At 62.7% G+C, this 16,935-nt stretch carries 14 protein-coding genes and 1 pseudogene; 5 read left to right on the forward strand and 10 right to left on the reverse strand.

Translation table 11 applies throughout. The annotated features are described in order from the left end of the window. Nucleotides 1-17: 17 nt before the first annotated feature. The 4 genes from ACODTZ_RS26125 to ACODTZ_RS26140 all read right to left on the reverse strand — a co-directional run bounded on the left by ACODTZ_RS26125 (nucleotide 18) and on the right by ACODTZ_RS26140 (nucleotide 6,768). On the reverse strand, nucleotides 18-524 hold the full coding sequence (locus ACODTZ_RS26125) for a GNAT family N-acetyltransferase (RefSeq protein WP_111562582.1): 507 nt from the start codon (nucleotides 522-524) through the stop codon (nucleotides 18-20). A 204-nt stretch (nucleotides 525-728) separates the two neighbouring features. Beyond that, the gene (gene typA, locus ACODTZ_RS26130; protein ID WP_018902288.1) at nucleotides 729-2,546 is read right to left on the reverse strand and encodes a translational GTPase TypA; all 1,818 of its coding nucleotides are present in this window, start codon (nucleotides 2,544-2,546) and stop codon (nucleotides 729-731) included. Nucleotides 2,547-2,693: 147 nt separating this feature from the next. Beyond that, on the reverse strand, nucleotides 2,694-4,271 hold the full coding sequence (locus tag ACODTZ_RS26135) for an alkaline phosphatase D family protein (RefSeq protein WP_489029237.1): 1,578 nt from the start codon (nucleotides 4,269-4,271) through the stop codon (nucleotides 2,694-2,696). A gap of 418 nt (nucleotides 4,272-4,689) precedes the next feature. Next, nucleotides 4,690-6,768, reverse strand: a complete 2,079-nt coding sequence (locus tag ACODTZ_RS26140; RefSeq protein WP_489029239.1) for a M3 family metallopeptidase — start codon at nucleotides 6,766-6,768, stop codon at nucleotides 4,690-4,692. Between the two features lie 231 nt (nucleotides 6,769-6,999). Between ACODTZ_RS26140 and ACODTZ_RS26145 the strand changes: the two genes are divergently transcribed. Then, a complete protein-coding gene (locus tag ACODTZ_RS26145; protein ID WP_111562585.1) occupies nucleotides 7,000-7,431 on the forward strand; it encodes a hypothetical protein in 432 nt (143 codons plus the stop codon). Between the two features lie 31 nt (nucleotides 7,432-7,462). Here ACODTZ_RS26145 and ACODTZ_RS26150 read toward each other — a convergent pair whose 3' ends face one another. The 6 genes from ACODTZ_RS26150 to ffh all read right to left on the reverse strand — a co-directional run bounded on the left by ACODTZ_RS26150 (nucleotide 7,463) and on the right by ffh (nucleotide 12,262). Beyond that, nucleotides 7,463-8,104 (reverse strand): LysE family translocator, encoded by a 642-nt coding sequence (locus tag ACODTZ_RS26150; RefSeq protein WP_489029241.1) that lies wholly within the window; start codon nucleotides 8,102-8,104, stop codon nucleotides 7,463-7,465. Between the two features lie 439 nt (nucleotides 8,105-8,543). Then, the gene (gene trmD / locus ACODTZ_RS26155) at nucleotides 8,544-9,224 is read right to left on the reverse strand and encodes a tRNA (guanosine(37)-N1)-methyltransferase TrmD (protein ID WP_489029256.1); all 681 of its coding nucleotides are present in this window, start codon (nucleotides 9,222-9,224) and stop codon (nucleotides 8,544-8,546) included. 8 nt (nucleotides 9,225-9,232) lie between these two features. Beyond that, nucleotides 9,233-9,817: a ribosome maturation factor RimM gene (gene rimM / locus ACODTZ_RS26160; RefSeq protein WP_289730302.1), complete on the reverse strand. Its 585-nt coding sequence runs from the start codon at nucleotides 9,815-9,817 to the stop codon at nucleotides 9,233-9,235. A 119-nt stretch (nucleotides 9,818-9,936) separates the two neighbouring features. Further along, nucleotides 9,937-10,305 (reverse strand): 30S ribosomal protein S16, encoded by a 369-nt coding sequence (rpsP, locus tag ACODTZ_RS26165; protein ID WP_111562588.1) that lies wholly within the window; start codon nucleotides 10,303-10,305, stop codon nucleotides 9,937-9,939. 51 nt (nucleotides 10,306-10,356) lie between these two features. Then, complete coding sequence (locus ACODTZ_RS26170; protein WP_047508787.1) at nucleotides 10,357-10,677, reverse strand: chorismate mutase; 321 nt, start codon at nucleotides 10,675-10,677, stop codon at nucleotides 10,357-10,359. A gap of 16 nt (nucleotides 10,678-10,693) precedes the next feature. Then, nucleotides 10,694-12,262, reverse strand: a complete 1,569-nt coding sequence (gene ffh, locus ACODTZ_RS26175; RefSeq protein WP_489029244.1) for a signal recognition particle protein — start codon at nucleotides 12,260-12,262, stop codon at nucleotides 10,694-10,696. A gap of 317 nt (nucleotides 12,263-12,579) precedes the next feature. Here ffh and ACODTZ_RS26180 point away from each other — a divergent pair, with 317 nt between their 5' ends. The 4 genes and pseudogenes from ACODTZ_RS26180 to ACODTZ_RS26195 form a co-directional block, all read left to right on the forward strand. Continuing rightward, entirely contained in the window at nucleotides 12,580-13,587 is a 1,008-nt protein-coding gene (locus tag ACODTZ_RS26180) for an MBL fold metallo-hydrolase (protein ID WP_489029246.1), read from the forward strand. 719 nt (nucleotides 13,588-14,306) lie between these two features. Then, the gene (gene dapF, locus ACODTZ_RS26185) at nucleotides 14,307-15,218 is read left to right on the forward strand and encodes a diaminopimelate epimerase (protein WP_489029248.1); all 912 of its coding nucleotides are present in this window, start codon (nucleotides 14,307-14,309) and stop codon (nucleotides 15,216-15,218) included. Beyond that, nucleotides 15,215-16,489, forward strand: a complete 1,275-nt coding sequence (mtaB, locus tag ACODTZ_RS26190; RefSeq protein WP_489029250.1) for a tRNA (N(6)-L-threonylcarbamoyladenosine(37)-C(2))-methylthiotransferase MtaB — start codon at nucleotides 15,215-15,217, stop codon at nucleotides 16,487-16,489. The genes dapF and mtaB overlap by 4 nt, the downstream gene beginning before the upstream one ends. Nucleotides 16,490-16,504: 15 nt before the next feature. Further along, a pseudogene (locus ACODTZ_RS26195) lies at nucleotides 16,505-16,935 on the forward strand (signal recognition particle-docking protein FtsY); the annotation flags it as partial.

Consider the following 16,935-nt stretch of genomic DNA (forward strand, 5'->3'; position numbering starts at 1 on the left):
GTCGTTGAGCAGATCGCTCAGTTCCAGATGAAGCCGATCTTCTTCAAGGGCTTCTCGTCGAAGGTTTCGGTACCCTCGCAATAATCGATGCCGCCATGGCCGCGATAGAAGTCCGCGCCGCCCTCGTTCTCTTCCAGGCACCAGACCACCATGCCCTTGCAGCCGAGCGACTTCAGAAGCCGCCGCGCCTCGGAAAACAGCATGTGGCCAAGGCCGATACCCTGATATTCGGGGCGCAGATAAAGCTCGTAGATCTCGCCTTCCTGCGGCAGCGCGCGGGCGCGGTTGAGACCGAGCGTTGCATAGCCGGCAACCGTTCCGGCGACGTCGAGCACGAGAAGCGTCGCCGGTCCGCGTGTCGCCTTGCGCCACCAGCTCTCGCCGCGGCGTTCCACCATCTGCGTCAGCGCCTTGTGCGGAATGATGCCGGCATAGGTATGCTTCCACGCAAGCCGGTGCACCTCCGAGATAGCTCGGGAATCATGCGGCTCGGCCCGCCGAACATCGATCGACAACGTCTTCATAACGCTTACTCTGGCCCGGTCGCGGACAATTAACCATATGCGCTAACGCATTCAGCCGGATTGCCCACAGGGTTAACATGTGGACGACGGCTGAAATTTAACGCTTTTTTAACTATTGCGACAAGAAGGATTCGGCGAACCGCACAAAATAAAAACCCCGGCGCGATGGCCGGGGTTTCGAAGTCTCTTGTGAGCCTGTTCGACTTAGGCGGTCTTCGCCTTGGCGAAGCGCTTGCGGTCGTTGGCGTCGAGATACATCTTGCGCAGACGGATCGACTTCGGCGTCACTTCCATCAGCTCGTCGTCCTGGATCCAGGAGAGAGCGCGGTCCAGCGTCATGCGGATCGGAGGCGTCAGCTTGACGGCTTCGTCCTTGCCGGCGGCACGGATGTTGGTCAGCTGCTTGCCCTTGAGGACGTTGACCTCGAGGTCGTTGTCGCGGGAGTGGATGCCGATGATCATGCCCATGTAGACCTTTTCGCCGGGCTCGATCATCATCGGGCCGCGATCTTCCAGGTTGAACATGGCGTAGGCCACGGCTTCGCCGGCAGCGTTCGCGAGGAGAACGCCGTTCGTGCGGCCACCGATTTCACCCTTGTAGGGCTGGTAGTCCTTGAACAGGCGGTTCATCACGGCGGTGCCGCGCGTGTCGGTCAAGAGTTCCGACTGGTAGCCGATCAGGCCGCGGGTCGGAGCGTGGAACACCAGGCGAACGCGGTTGCCGCCCGAAGGACGCAGCTCGGTCATTTCAGCCTTGCGCTCGGACATCTTCTGAACGACGACGCCGGAATGCTCTTCATCGACGTCGATGACGACTTCTTCGATCGGCTCCATGGTCTGGCCGCTCTCGTCCTTGTGCATGACGACGCGCGGACGCGACACGGCAAGCTCGAAGCCTTCGCGGCGCATGGTTTCGATCAGAACGGCAAGCTGCAATTCGCCGCGGCCGGAAACGTAGAACGAATCCTTGCCTTCGGCTTCTTCGATCTTCAGCGCGACGTTGCCTTCGGCTTCCTTGAACAGGCGGTCACGGATGACGCGCGAGGTAACCTTGTCGCCTTCGGTGCCGGCGAGCGGGCTGTCGTTGACGATGAAGGACATGGTAACGGTCGGCGGGTCGATCGGCTGCGCGGTCAGCGCTTCGTTGACAGCCGGATCGCAGAAGGTATCGGCAACCGTGCCCTTGGAAAGGCCGGCGATGGCGACGATGTCGCCTGCGTGCGCTTCTTCGATCGAGGTGCGCTCGATGCCGCGGAATGCGAGGATCTTGGAGATACGACCGGTTTCGATCGTCTTGCCATCCTGGCTGAGAACCTTGACGGCCTGGTTCGGCTTGATCGAGCCGGAATTGATGCGGCCGGTGATGATACGGCCGAGGAAGTTGTTGGCTTCCAGGATGGTGCCGATCATCGTGAACGGGCCTTCGGCAACCTTCGGCTCCGGAACGTGCTTGAGCACGAGATCGAGCAGCGGCGCCAGGCCTTCATCCTTCGGACCTTCAGGATTGAAGTTCATCCAGCCATCGCGACCGGAACCGTAGAGGATCGGGAAGTCGAGCTGTTCGTCGGTGGCGTCGAGGCTGGCGAAGAGGTCGAACACTTCGTTGATGACTTCCTCGTGGCGGCCATCGGGACGGTCGATCTTGTTGATCGCGACGATCGGACGGAGGCCGACCTTCAGCGCCTTGGAGACGACGAACTTGGTCTGCGGCATCGGGCCTTCAGACGAGTCGACCAGAACGATCGCGCCGTCCACCATCGACAGGATACGCTCGACTTCACCGCCGAAGTCGGCGTGGCCGGGGGTGTCGACGATGTTGATGCGAACACCCTTCCACTCGACCGAGGTCGCCTTGGCAAGGATCGTGATACCGCGTTCCTTTTCCAGGTCGTTCGAGTCCATCACGCGTTCCGCAACGCGCTGGTTTTCGCGGAACGAACCGGACTGTTTCAGGAGCTCGTCGACCAGTGTCGTCTTGCCATGGTCAACGTGCGCGATAATCGCGATGTTGCGAAGTGCCATATGTCTATATCTCTGAGGCTGGGGCGCCACGCTGGGAGGGCGCCAATTGCATTGGGGCGGCTCTTACAGTGTTTTTCGCGAATGCGAAAGGGGGGAGCCAGGAATGAAAGGCCAGAAGAGCGGGATGCGTGCAGGACATGGATGGCATCAGCTCGTCCTTTCGGGGTCGAGCACCACCCGCCAGAGCTCCTGGTCGTTGCGATCCATCAGCCGCACCGTGAGCTGCTCGCTGGCACCATCGATATCGACGAGACCGAAGAATTGCATGCCTGCTGACGGCGGCAGGTTCTGCTCGGCGCCGCCAGGTGCCGCCTTCATGAACTTGACTTCAGGCCCGAAGGTCATGTCGAGCTCCTGCGGCCCGTAGGTGCCGGAATGCAGCGGCCCGGCCACGAACTCCCAGAACGGCAGGAACTCGCGGAATTTCGCCCGCTCGGGGCTATAGTGATGCGCCGCCGCGTAGTGCACGTCGGCCGTCAGCCAGATCATGTTCGATATTCCGGCGTCGCGGATGAAGCGCAGGAGATCGGCGAACTCCAGCTCGCGCCCGAGCGGCGCGCCATTGTCGCCATTGGAGATCGATTCCGATCCCCGCCGGTTGCCGTAATCGTCCCAGATCACGAGACCGATCGGCAGATCGCAGGCGATCACCTTCCACGTCGCCGTCGAGCGCACCAGCTCGCGCTTCAGCCACGCCACCTGCCGCTCGCCGAAAATCCGCGACTGCGGCGAAAGCTTTTCATCCAGCCCATGGCTGTTCGGCCCGCGATAGGAACGCAGGTCGACGAAGAACACGTCGAGCAGCGGCCCATAGGAAACCTTGCGATAGATCCGCCCCGGCTCGGCCGCGACATGGCGCGTCGGCGTCATCTCGTGAAAGGCTTGTGCCGCCCGCGCCGAAAGCACCGCGACCGACTTTTCCTTGTAGCGGTCATCATGGCTGAGATCGGTCGATGGCGACCAGTTGTTCAGCACCTCGTGGTCGTCCCACTGGTAGAAGATCGGGCAGACGGCGTTGAGCGACTTTACGTGATCGTCGAGCAGGTTATAGGTCCATTGCCCGCGAAACTGATCGAGCGTCTGGGCAATCTCGCGCTTGGCCTCGGTGACGACACGGTTCTTCCAGACCCCGCCGCCGCGCAGCGAAATCTCGTCGGGAACAGGATTGTCGGCATAGATCGTGTCGCCGGAATGGATCATGAAATCCGGCCGGTGATAGGCGATCGTCGAATAGGTCCGCATCCCCTCCTCATCGATCCCCCACCCCTGCCCCACCGTATCGCCCGACCAGACGAAGCGGATATCGCGGCGCGAGACGGGCGCGGTGCGAAACTGCCCGAGGATCGGCTCCGAGCGGCTGTTGATGTCCTGGAGATCGGCCGCGCGAAAGCGATAGAACACCTCCTGATCGGCGGGAAGATCGGTAAGCAGCAGCTTCGCGGTCAGATCGCTATCGGGCGTGACGTCGATCGGCGGCAGCCTCACGGCATTGGAGAACTTGTCTGATGTCGAGTATTCCACGAAGAGCCGCGACGGCCGATCCACCCGCGTCCAGATCACCCCTGACGTCTGATCGACATCGCCGGACTGCACCCCCGAGGTAAACACCGGCCGGCTGGACGATCCGCGCGCATAATAGGGCATCGCCAGCCCCGCCACGGCAAATCCGCCAACCGCTCCCATCGAGGATAAAAAGCGGCGGCGGGTCGGTTCCGTCAGTGTCATCAGGTGGCGCATCCGGCTTGGCAATCGGGACGATCTCCCGCACCCCGCCTATGCCCACCCCACATGTCACCCACTTGACGCCGCCATGACGGTTTTCCGAAGGTTTGGCGACAGTTTTGTGTTGGGATGGGTGGGGTTCGCGTCTCGCTTCGGTATTCCGAGGCGTTGGCTCTCGCTTACGCTGCGGCCAGCATTACCCCCCTCTGTCCTGCCGGACATCTCCCCCACAAGGGGGGAGATCGACTCGTGGTTAAGCTCTACGCCAAACAATTGAAGTACGAGCGAGCGGCTGCGTCTAGCCGATCTCCCCCCTTGTGGGGGAGATGCCCGGCAGGGCAGAGGGGGGTATCCCACCCGAAAAAGTCAAACGGCTATCAGCTCAATCGCAACAGCCGCGACCCAACATCAAACAAACAACCTAAGCATCACTCCCCGCCAACTCCTCGAACGTCGCCAGCCCGCGCTTCACCAGCATCGCATCCGGGCTCGGCAGCTTGCCGCGGAATGCTCGGTAGGTATCCTCCGGATCGACCGACCCACCCACCGAATAGACGTGATCGCGCAATTTCCTGGCTATCTCGCCATTGAACGCATCGCCCGTCTCCTCGAAGGCCGAAAACGCGTCGGCGTCGAGCACTTCCGACCACATGTAGGAGTAATAACCCGCCGAATAACCGCCCGCGAAGATATGCTGGAAGTGCGGCGAGGCATGGCGCATCACCATCGACTTCGGCATACCGAGCTCTTTCAGCACCTCTGCCTGCACCGCCATCGGATCGGCCACCTCGTCCCGCGTATGGAATGCCATGTCGACAAGCGCGGACGAAGTGAACTCCACCGTGTTGAACCCGGCATTGAAGCTGCGCGCAGCCAGCACCTTGTCGAGCAGCTCCTGCGGCATCGGCTTGCCGGTCTCGAAATGCACGGCGTACTGCTTCAAAATCTCAGGCACCGTCAGCCAGTGCTCGTAAAGCTGCGACGGCAGTTCGACGAAATCGCGCGACACGCCGGTGCCAGACACGGAAGGGTAGGTGACGTTGGAGAGCATGCCGTGCAGCGCATGGCCGAACTCGTGGAACAGCGTGCGAGCGTCGTCGAGCGACAGCAGCGCCGGCTTGCCCTCGGCCGGCTTGGCGAAGTTGCAGACATTGTAGATGATCGGCAGCTCGCCCTGAGAGCCGTTCCTCAGCGGCAGCTTGTGCTGCGACTGGAACGCGCTCATCCACGCACCCGAGCGCTTCGACGAGCGGGCGAAATAGTCGCCGAGGAACATCGCCACCAGCTTCTCGTCGCGGTCGCGGATTTCGAAGACGCGGACATCGGGATGATAGGCGGCAACGCCCTTCTTCTCCACCGCGTGAATCCCAAACAACCGCCCCGCCACGTCGAAGCAGGCGTCGATGATCTTTTCCAGCTGCAGATAAGGCTTCAGCTCCGCCTCGGAGAAATTGAACTTTTGGGCCCGGATCTTTTCGGCGTAGAAGCGCCAGTCCCAGGGCATGACCTCGTGGTTCTTGCCCTCGTCGGCGATCAGCCTGGCGATATCCGCCTCTTCCTCGCCGGCGCGCTTCACCGCCTTCACCCAGACCTTCTTCAGAAGATCGTTCACCGCCTCGGGCGTCTTCGCCATGGTGTTGTCGAGCTTCAGCTCGGCGAAATTGCCGTAGCCGAGCAGCTTGGCCACCTCGCCGCGGAGTTGAAGCGTGTCGCGGATGATGCCGCGATTGTCCGACGGGCCATCATTCTCACCGCGCGCCACCCAGGCCTTGAACGCCTGCTCGCGCAGCTCGCGGCGCTCGGAAAAGGTCAGGAACGGCTCGATGATCGAGCGCGACAGCGTCACCGCGAACTTGCCCTCTTCGCCGCGCTCGCGCGCCGCCGCCGCCATCGCGTCCTTGAGAAATTCGGGAACCCCTGCGAGATCGTCGCCATCATCCAGGATCAGCGCCCAGCCCTTCTCGTCGGCCAGCACATTCTGCCCGAACTGCGTGCCGAGCCCCGCCAGCTTCTCGTTGATGCCGGCGAGCTTTTCCTGCTCGGCCTTTTCAAGCTTGGCGCCCGACTTGACGAAGCCCTTCCAGTGCCGCTCCAGCACCCGCGTCTGCTCCAGCGTCAGCCCGAGCGTTTCACGCGCCTCCCACAGCGTGTCGATGCGCGCAAAGAGCGCCGCATTCATGCCGATCTTCGAATAATGCCGCGACATTTTGGGCGAGATATCCCGCTCCAGCGCCTGGATGGTATCGTTGGTATGCGCGCCGGCGCGGTTCCAGAACAGGGCCGACACCCGCGAGAGATCGTCGCCCGCAAGCTCCAGCGCCACGATCGTGTTGTCGAAGGTCGGCGCTTCGGGATTGCCGGCGATCGCATCGATCTCCTCTTCGTGCCGCGCGAGGGCCACATCGAAAGCCGGCGCGAAATCGCCGTCATTCAGCGCCTCGAAGCGCGGCAGACCATTGAGGCCGTTCCAATCGGTGAGAGCGGGGTTGTTGGCGGGCATACGGACATCCTTGTTTGGCGGGCTTGTTCGGCGGGGCGTGTTGTCTCGGAGACCAATATAGGAAGGCAGCACGGCGATTGGTATCGCCACCTTGGGCGAGCGGCCGCGCCACCTATACGAGAAGTTGATCCCTAAAAATGCTATATAAGAATTAACTATTTGTTAACGATTGACGATTGTGCGGCGCACACGGTATTTTCGCTTAATCTTTTTTAATCATGGATGCGGGCAATGGAAATCACATCACTGCGGTTTTCGCCGAATTTATCGTTCCGGAAATATTCCGATAATTCGCAATTTAACAACAGCTTGACCGAAACCTTCAGCTCGGTTTCGAGCGCTTCATCGACCTTCAGGATCGACGAAGCGACATCCGCGCAACCCGATTTCTCGGCTATTACCGCCGCCGATCTGCGCAACCACGCGCGCCAGAATTTCGACAACGGCACGCTCGACCAGGACACTTATGCGGCGATCTCCGAACCGCTGCCGATGCGCACCATCGACCCGTCAGGCAACATTCTCGATCTCTCCGACGTCACCGATGGCACCAGCTTCAACTTCCGGGACTATTACAAGGACCAGCTGCAGATCGCCATGTCGATCGGCGATCCCGAGACGGTGAAGACCCTGAAATCCGTCGTCAGCTTCCTCGACGTCTGACACGCTACCGATTGCGCCAGGCGAAGGCGCATCAGGCCTTGCGCCACCCCATTAGCCCCGGCGTCGCATGCAGGAGCGCCTGCACGGCAAAGCCCATGAACAGCATGCCCGAGCAGCGCACGATCAGCCGCTCATGCGCCCGATAGAAGCGCCGCACCGCGCCGGTGCCGACGATGGCGATCAGGATCATGTCGGCGACGATGAAGCCGAGGAACGACACGGCAAGCAGCACCGGCAGCGTCTGAAACTGCAGGGCGCTCGCCGAGCCTGCCACCAGCGCCGTGAATGTCGCCAGTGCCACCGGATAGCCCTTCGGATTGGTGACCCCGAAGATCAGCCCGCGCCGGAACGGCCGCTCGACAACCATCAGCGCCTGCCCCTCGCCCTTCGGCTTGGCGCGAAACGCGTTCCAGCCGATCCAGGCGAGATAGAAGCCGCAGGCGAGCCCCAGCGCATCGAACACGAAGGTCCCGATCGTCTTGGCGCCGATGATCGCCACCAGCGCCAGCGACGCCCACAGCGTATCGCCGACCAGATGCCCACAGACAAACTGCGCCCCCGCCTTCCGCCCCTGCCCGGCCCCGATCCCCAACAGCGCCAGAAACGCCGGCCCGGGAATGAGCACGTAAAGAAGTGCAGCCAGAAAGGCGCCCGCGAGCAGCGATTGCGTCATGAAGAATCCCCCGTGAAAAGACCGAGATTATGCGGTGTGGCGGGGACGTCAAGCGGGAGCGAGAAAACCCCGCCGGGATCACGATCGTGAGCTACCTCTGGTTCCTCCGCCCCCCTGCGCGACAGGAGCGTCGCATTCCAGGCTGAGGGAGTGAGGGACGCGCTCGACTGTCGGTAACCTATTGAAATAAAACCGCAAAAATCTCTCGGCGTCATCCTCGGCCTTGTGCCGAGGATCTAGGCACGCCTCCACGAACTCGACGTGAGTGGGCAGCTGGCATCCTTTCCGCGATGCCGCCCCCTCACCAAGTGTCCATTCACGTTGCATTCTGAGCGACGTGCTCAGATCCTCGGCACAAGGCCGAGGATGACGCCGCGTGTGGAGTTAATCTTTCCGTTTCAATGATTTACCGCTGGTGCTCGACTCGGCAGCAGGAAGCCTACTCGTCCAGCAGATCCGGCCGCCGTTCGCGGGTCAGCGTCACCGCCTGCTCGCGCCGCCATTTCTCGATCGCGCCGTGATTGCCCGAGGTCAGCACAGCGGGGATCTCGCGGCCTTCCCATTCCTGCGGACGGGTATAGTGCGGATGTTCCAAGAGCCCGCCCTCGAAGCTTTCGTGCAGGCCGGAGAGGTCGTTGCCCATGACGCCGGGGAGGATGCGGACGATGGCGTCGAGCACGGTGAGTGCCGCCGGTTCGCCGCCCGAGAGCACGTAGTCGCCGATCGACACTTCTTCCAGCTGGCGCGCGTCGATCACCCGCTGGTCGACACCCTCGAAGCGGCCGCAGACGATGATAACACCTTCGCCGGCTGCCAGTTCACGCACGCGCTTCTGCGTCAGCGGCTTGCCGCGCGGGCTCATCAGCAGGCGCGGGCGGGTGTCGTTTTCGGAGACCGTATCGATGGCGCGGGCGAGCACGTCGGGCTTCAGCACCATGCCGGCGCCGCCGCCGGCCGGCGTGTCGTCGACGGTGCGGTGCTTGTCGGTGGCGAAGTCGCGGATCTGCACGGGCTCAAGCGCCCACTGGCCGCGCTCCATCGCCTTGCCGGCAAGCGAATAGCCGAGATGGCCGGGAAACATCTCCGGGTAGAGTGTCAGGACCGTCGCCCGGAAGGCCATCTTATCGCTCACTTCTTTTTCTTCGACTTGTCGCCGCCGGAATTGTCAGGCGTGAACGACGGGCCGTCATCGTCGCTATCGACGAGGCCTGAGGCCAGCGGATCGATGGTGATCTTGCCGGCTTCGAGGTCGATCTCCAGCACCGAGGCTTCCGAAAACGGGATCAGCACCGGGCGCTTGCCGGGACCCTTGAGTTCGAGCAGGTCGCCGGCGCCGAAATCGAAGATGCCGGTGACGGTGCCGTAGCTGACGCCCTGGTCGTCGACGGCCTCGAGCCCCTCGAGATCGGCGTAGAAGAACTCGTCTTCCTCGAGCTCGTCGTCGGGCAGGTTGTCGCGGTCGATGTAGAGCTCCAGACCGTTCAGCGCCTCGGCGGCATTGCGGTCGTTGATCCCCCGGAAGCGCACGACGACGACATTCTTCATCTCGCGGATTTCAAGCACCTCGAAGGTGCGTCCGTCCATGCTGTGCAGGTGGCCGTAATCGCCGAGCGCGGTCGGATCGGCGCTGTAGGACTTGGCGCGCACTTCGCCGCGCAGCCCCTGCGCGCCACCGATCGTTGCCATCAGCACCGGATTTTCTAGCTTTGTCATGGCGTCCCTAATGTCGAAGCCGGAGGTTTGGTTCGTCATAACCGAAGTGAACGGGAATGGAAACGAAAACGGGCGGCATGTCGCCATGCCGCCCGTTCGATCAAGGCCGAAGCCCGGAATTATTCCGCGGAAGCAGCAGCTTCTGCAGCGTCGGCGATCTTCTGAGCCTTTTCAGCTGCACGCTCCTGAGCGCGCTTGCCGGGCTTTGCCTTTTCCGGGTTGTTCTTGGCTTCGCGCTTTGCAAGGCCAGCTTCGCTCAGGAAGCGCAGAACGCGGTCGGTCGGCTGTGCGCCCTGTGCGATCCAGTGAGCGATGCGGTCGGCGTCGAGCTTGACGCGGGCATCGTTGTCCTTGGCGAGCATCGGGTTCCAGGAACCGAGGTTCTCGAGGAAGCGGCCGTCGCGTGGGCTGCGGGCGTCAGCGAGAACGATGTGGTAGTACGGGCGCTTCTTGGAACCACCGCGTGCGAGACGAATTTTCAGTGCCATTTTCTTTACTCCTTGGATGTGTCTGAACCGCTTTTTCTTGAAGCGGCCTTGTTACTTTGCAGCAGCGCCGTTTTCGGCGTGATCCGCTGCGATCTGCTCATGATGCCGGATGACTTCCTTGATGACGAAGTTCAGGAACTTCTCGGCGAAATCCGGATCCAGATTGGCATCCTTGGCCAGGTGGCGAAGGCGTTCGATCTGGTATTCCTCGCGCGCCGGGTCTGCCGGCGGCAACTTGTACTTGGCCTTGAGAACGCCGACCTCTTTGGTGCAGCGGAACCGTTCGGCCAGGATATGCACCAGCGCCGCGTCGATATTGTCGATCGACTGGCGATAGCTGGAGAGCTGGGCTTTGATCTCAGGATCAGTCATAGTCTGGGCGACCCCTTCACTTCTTCTTTGGCAGGCCGGGAAGGCCAGGGAAACCACCGCCGAGGCCGGGCAGCTTGGCGCCGCCGAGACCCGGCAAACCACCGCCACCGAGGCCCGGCATGCCGCCGCCCGGCTTGCCGAGGCCGGCCGCTTCCGCCTGCTTCTGCAAGGCTTCGAGCTGCTTCGGATCGATGTTGGAGAGATCGGGCATGCCGCCGCCGAGACCGCCAAGCCCCATCTTGCCGGCAAGGCCGCCCATCATCTGCTTCATCATGCCGCCTTTGCCCTTGCCGCCCATCATCTTCATCATGTCCGCCATCTGGCGGTGCATCTTCAGAAGCTTGTTGATGTCGGAGGCATCGGTGCCGGAGCCGGCCGCGATGCGCTTCTTGCGCGAATGCTTGAGCATATCAGGATTGGCACGCTCGGCCTTGGTCATCGAGGAGATGATCGCCAGCTGACGGCCGAACAGGCTGTCGTTGAGGCCGGCAGAGGCCATCTTGTCCTTCATGCCCGCCATGCCGGGCATCATGCTCATGATGCCGCCCATGCCGCCCATCTTCTGCATCTGGCGCAGCTGATCGGCGAGGTCGTTGAGGTCGAACTTGCCCTTGGCCATCTTGGCGGCCATGGCGGCCGCCTTTTCGGCGTCGATGTTTTCGGCGGCGCGCTCGACCAGCGAAACGATGTCGCCCATGCCGAGAATGCGGTCGGCGATACGGCGCGGGTGGAACTCCTCGAGTTCGCCCATGCGCTCGCCGACACCGATGAGCTTGATCGGCTTGCCTGTCACGGCACGCATCGAGAGCGCCGCACCGCCACGGCCGTCGCCGTCCATGCGGGTGAGAACGAGGCCGGTGATGCCGACGCGTTCGTCGAAGTTGCGCGCCAGGTTGACGGCGTCCTGACCGGTCAGCGAATCCGCGACCAGCAGGATTTCATGCGGGTTCGACTTCTTCTTGATGTCGGCCATTTCGACCATCAAGGGCTCGTCGATATGCGTACGGCCGGCGGTGTCGAGAATGACGACGTCATGGCCGCCGAGCCTGGCTGCCTGTACGGCGCGCGCGGCGATATCGGTCGGCGACTGGCCGGCAATAACAGGCAGCGTGTCGACATTGGTCTGCACGCCGAGCTGGCGCAGCTGCTCCTGGGCGGCCGGGCGTCGCGTATCGAGCGACGCCATCAGAACCTTCTTCTTCTCGCGGTCGGTGAGCCGCTTGGCGATCTTCGCCGACGTCGTCGTCTTGCCCGAGCCCTGCAGACCGACCATCATTATGACGACGGGGGCAGCGGCATGCAGGTCGACGCCCACGCCTTCGCCGCCGAGCATCTCGATCAGCTCGTCATGGACGATCTTGACGACCATCTGGCCGGGCTTGATCGACTTCAGGATCTCGGCGCCGACGGCCTTTTCACGGACGCGATCGGTAAAGGCGCGCACCACGTCGAGCGCGACGTCGGCCTCCAGAAGCGCACGGCGAACCTCGCGCAGCGCTGCGGAAACATCGCTTTCCGAAAGCGCGCCACGGCCTGTCAGTCCATTCAGAATGGATCCAAGACGGTCCTGGAGGTTCTCAAACATCGGCTCTTCCTTGTGATTTCCGGATAGGGAAACCTTGTGCTTTTCCTTGACGAAAACAAGACGCATAGCCAAAAAGCACCCGAGGGCGCATCGCGCTGTCGGGTGTGGACCTCCGGGATCGATTTATACCTTTGCGGGTCCCGGTCGGTGGCTCGAGTCTTGAAGCTCGTCGCAGATTGAGCGGCGGTAAACAGGAAAACGGCCGGAGAGTCAAGGCAATCAGGGGAAATAAGCGGTTTTCGGCCTTTCAAAAGCCGGCGCGGCAACCCAAATGCAGAAGCCCGAACAGCATATCACGGCGACAAGGCTCCCACCGCATGGCAAACGCCAAACCCAGAAATCCCTATTACCAAGGCCCAGTCACCGATCATTTCGACGGCACCCGCTTCTTCAACCCCGGCGGCATCGCCCCTCTAGGCTTCCGCGCCATGCTACGCTGGCAGTTCAACGGCGAGCGGCAGAGCTGGCAAAAGCAGGTGCCGAGCCCCTTCCCGCAGGCGAAACCCGAAGAGCGTATCGAAGGCGACGGCCTGAGGGTAACGATGGTCGGCCACGCTTCGATGCTGGTACAGGTGGCGGGCCTCAATATCCTCACCGACCCCGTCTGGTCGGACCGCGTCAGCCCCTTCTCTTTCGCCGGCCCGAAGCGGGTGACCGCGCCCGGCATCCGTTTCCAGGACTTGCCCAAGATCGACCTCGTGCTCGTCTCGCACAATCATTACGACCATCTCGACGTCGCGACGCTGAAGCGGCTGCAGGCGGCCCACGGGCCCCACTTCGTTACCCCGCTCGGCAACGACACCATCATCCGCCGCGACGCGCCCGATGCCAAGATCTCCGTCATGGACTGGGGCGACCGGATCGCGATCTCTGATGGCATAACTGTCGACGCCGAGCCGGCGCACCACTGGTCAGCGCGCGGCACTGGCGACCGCAGCATGGCGCTCTGGGCGTCCTTCGTGATCTCGACTCCATCAGGCAAGATCTACCACGTCGGCGACACCGGCTTCCACGAGGGCATCAACTATCGCTCGGCCGGAGAGAAACACGGCCCCTTCCGCCTCGCCATCCTGCCCTTCGGCGCCTACGAGCCGCGCTGGTTCATGCAGGGCCAGCACCAGAACCCCGACGAAGCCGTCCGCGGCATGCAACTCGCCAACGCCGCCCATGTGGCCGGCCACCACTTCGCGACGTTTCAGCTCACCGACGAGGCGATGGATGCGCCGGTGAGAGCATTGGAGGCTGCGTTGCGGGAGCATGGGGTGGCGCGGGAGCGGTTCCGGCCGCTGAGGGCGGGCGAGGTGTTTGACGTGCCGTTGGGGTGATGGGAGGTGGCTTTCGCATCCATGACCGTTGAAGTCTGTGCTGCGTGCTTAGATCCTCGGGACGAGCCCGAGGATGACGTCGAGAATGTATTTTGCATCACAATTTCAATATTTTACTAGAGAACGCCACCCTCTCCATCGTCATCCTCGGGCTCGTCCCGAGGATCTAAGCACGGTCCCACTTGCTCGACGGGAGTGGACACTTGGCACCACCACGACACCACAAAACCCCGCGCCCGAGCAAGACTCGGCGACGGCAGCGGACTGAAAACGGGAATGGGCAGGCGGCATTATATAGTTGGTATGTGTGTCAGGCGTTGCCACCTGCCCGATTGCTTCAAGGTTTCCGGTTCGTCTAAGCCGACAGGAGCGTCTCTCGGCCTTTCCTTGCCGGATGATCCCTCGGCCCTGACGGTCTTGGAACCACCCCTTCACAATCATCACCGAACGCCGGATGCCAACCTTGGCATTACCGGTTCGCGAACCCGGCTCCCTGTCCGATGACGTCACCAGTGTGTGGCGATTGCTGACGATGGGGATAACGGGATGCGTCGAATTCGGCTATCATGCTAGATAATGTCACGATGTTTCTCGATCGTGCCGTGAAATTTTCCCCGTCGCCACGGTGACGGAGCGAGCGGATGGGCCGATCACGCCGCCACTGGTAATTCCCGCGCATTTCCGCCATATACAGCCCAAACACACATGGACATGAGACAATGAGCGCAACGGTCGAATTCGCGAGGATGAACGGGCTTGGCAACAAGATCCTGGTTGTCGACATGCGCGGGCGCAAGGACAAGGTCACGCCCGAAGCCGCGATCGCGCTGAATGCGGCCTCCGAGACCCAGTTCGACCAGATCATGGCGATCCATGATCCGAAGGCCGAGGGCACCGATGCCTGGATCGATATCCTGAACTGCGACGGCACCAAGGCGCAGGCTTGCGGCAACGGCACGCGCTGCGTGGTGCAGGCGCTTTCGGCCGAGACCGGCCAGAAGGTCTTCACCTTCCAGACCGTCGCCGGCATATTGAACGCCGCCGAGCACGAGGACGGGACGATCTCGGTCGACATGGGCAGGCCGGTGTTTCAGTGGGACAAGATCCCGCTCTCGGAAGAGTTCTTCGATACCAGCCGGATCGAGCTGCAGATCGGCCCGATCGACAATCCGGTGCTGCATTCGCCATCGGCCATGTCGATCGGCAATCCGCATGCGATCTTCTGGGTCGACAGGGATCCGATGAGCTTCGATCTGGAGCGCTTCGGGCCGCTGCTCGAAAACCACCCGATGTTTCCCGAAAAGGCCAATATCACGCTGGCGCAGGTGACGTCTGACGCAAGCCTGCGCACCCGCACCTGGGAGCGCGGCGCAGGCCTGACGCTTGCCTGCGGGTCGGCCGCCTGCGCCGCCGGCGTTTCCGCCGCTCGCACCGGCCGCACCGGCCGCAAGGTCACGATCGACGTCGCCACCGCGCCGAGCCGGCAGCCGCTCATCATCGAATGGCGTGAGGACGACCACGTCGTCATGACCGGTCCCGCCGAATGGGAATGGTCCGGCACCGTCGATCCCGTGACTGGCGCGTGGCAGCGCGATGAGGCGGTCGAGGCTCCGGGGGCGGAAGCCAAGTGAGCGGGGTCGAGGTCATCACCTTCGGCTGTCGTCTGAATACCTACGAATCCGAAGTGATGCGGGCCGAGGCCGAGAAGGCGGGCTTGAACAACGCCATCCTAGTCAATACCTGCGCCGTGACAAGCGAGGCCGTACGCCAGGCGCGCCAGGCGATCCGCCGCGCGCGTCGCGACAATCCTGAAGCCCGCATCATCGTCACCGGCTGCGCCGCGCAGACCGAGAAACACACCTTCGCCGAGATGGCCGAGGTCGACGCGGTGCTCGGCAACGAAGAGAAGCTTGCGAGCGCCAATTATCGCGCGCTGCCGGATTTCGGCGTTTCGGCAGAAGAGAAGCTGCGCGTCAACGACATCATGAGCGTCAAGGCGACCGCGCCGCAGATGGTCAAGCACATCGACGGCCACGTGCGCGCCTTCATCCAGGTGCAGAACGGCTGCGACCACCGCTGCACCTTCTGCATTATCCCCTATGGCCGCGGCAATTCACGCTCGGTGCCGATGGGATCGGTGGTCGATCAGGCGCGCAAGCTCACCGAAAGCGGTTACCGCGAGATCGTGCTGACCGGCGTCGATGCCACCAGCTACGGCGCCGACCTCCCAGGCGAGCCGACGCTCGGGCTGCTGGCGAAGACGCTTCTGAAGCAGATCCCCGATATCCGGCGTCTCCGTCTGTCGTCGATCGACAGCATCGAGGCGGACCGGCATCTCCTCGACCTCGTCGCCGACGAAGCGCGCTTCATGCCGCATCTGCACCTGTCGCTGCAGCATGGCGACGACATGATCCTGAAGCGGATGAAGCGCCGGCATTCCAGCGCCGATGCGCTTCATTTCGTCAACGAGGTCCGCCGGCTGCGGCCGGAGATCTCGATCGGCGCCGACATGATCGCCGGTTTCCCGACGGAGACGGAAGAGATGTTCGGCAATGCCGTGAGGCTCGCCGAAGACGCGCAGATCGCCCATCTCCACGTCTTCCCCTACAGCCCGCGACCGGGAACGCCGGCGGCACGCATGCCGCAGCTTGACCGGGCGCTCGTCAAGGAGCGGGCCGCACGGCTGCGCGCCACTGGACATATGCTGCATCAGTCCCATCTCGATCGCATGGTCGGCACGCGGCAATGGCTGCTGGTGGAAAACAACGGACTGGCGCATACGGAAAACTTCACGCTTGTCGCAGCGCCGGGACTAAGCCCCCGCGCGCTGGTCGAGGTCGATATCATCGGCCACAACGGCAAGCATCTCGACATGCAACTGACGGCCGCCTCCGCGGCCTGACCTGACGGAATTCTCATGGCGTTCAGCTTCATCAAAAAGGTCTTCACCTTCGGCCCCGACAAGACGGCGGAAGAGCAGGCGCCGGATCCGGTCGAGACCAAGGCCGCCGAGGTCGCGGTCGAGCCGCTTGCGGAGGCGCCTGTTGCCGAGGTGACGGCGCCGGCGCCAAGTTCGCCGGTGGACGAGCTGCCTGTTGCCGCCGATCCGGTGTTGCCGGAGGAGGTGGAGACAGCAGGTGGGCCTTCCGCCGATGGCGAGGGTGTTGCCGAGGACGAGGTTTCCGAGGATTTGCCGACGGCGCTTGCGACCGATGATGTCGGGCTGGTGCCGTTGTCCTTGCTGGAGGCTGAGTCTGATGCTGAGGCTGCAGTCGCGGACGTCGAGGGTGCGGTACCCCCCTCTGTCCTGCCGGACATCTCCCCCACAAGGGGGGAGATCGACTCGTT

The organism is Rhizobium sp. FG113 (assembly GCF_057809895.1).

Excerpts from the sequence above, each read along its gene's own strand:
- typA (WP_018902288.1), bottom strand. The coding sequence starts at position 2,546 with ATGGCACTTCGCAACATCGCGATTATCGCGCACGTTGACCATGGCAAG.
- ACODTZ_RS26170 (WP_047508787.1), bottom strand. The coding sequence starts at position 10,677 with ATGACTGATCCTGAGATCAAAGCCCAGCTCTCCAGCTATCGCCAGTCG.
- ACODTZ_RS26150 (WP_489029241.1), bottom strand. The coding sequence starts at position 8,104 with ATGACGCAATCGCTGCTCGCGGGCGCCTTTCTGGCTGCACTTCTTTAC.
- rimM (WP_289730302.1), bottom strand. The coding sequence starts at position 9,817 with ATGACAAAGCTAGAAAATCCGGTGCTGATGGCAACGATCGGTGGCGCG.
- dapF (WP_489029248.1), top strand. The coding sequence starts at position 14,307 with ATGAGCGCAACGGTCGAATTCGCGAGGATGAACGGGCTTGGCAACAAG.
- ACODTZ_RS26180 (WP_489029246.1), top strand. The coding sequence starts at position 12,580 with ATGGCAAACGCCAAACCCAGAAATCCCTATTACCAAGGCCCAGTCACC.
- ACODTZ_RS26140 (WP_489029239.1), bottom strand. The coding sequence starts at position 6,768 with ATGCCCGCCAACAACCCCGCTCTCACCGATTGGAACGGCCTCAATGGT.
- trmD (WP_489029256.1), bottom strand. The coding sequence starts at position 9,224 with ATGGCCTTCCGGGCGACGGTCCTGACACTCTACCCGGAGATGTTTCCC.
- ACODTZ_RS26135 (WP_489029237.1), bottom strand. The coding sequence starts at position 4,271 with ATGACACTGACGGAACCGACCCGCCGCCGCTTTTTATCCTCGATGGGA.
- ACODTZ_RS26125 (WP_111562582.1), bottom strand. The coding sequence starts at position 524 with ATGAAGACGTTGTCGATCGATGTTCGGCGGGCCGAGCCGCATGATTCC.
- ffh (WP_489029244.1), bottom strand. The coding sequence starts at position 12,262 with ATGTTTGAGAACCTCCAGGACCGTCTTGGATCCATTCTGAATGGACTG.
- rpsP (WP_111562588.1), bottom strand. The coding sequence starts at position 10,305 with ATGGCACTGAAAATTCGTCTCGCACGCGGTGGTTCCAAGAAGCGCCCG.
- ACODTZ_RS26145 (WP_111562585.1), top strand. The coding sequence starts at position 7,000 with ATGGAAATCACATCACTGCGGTTTTCGCCGAATTTATCGTTCCGGAAA.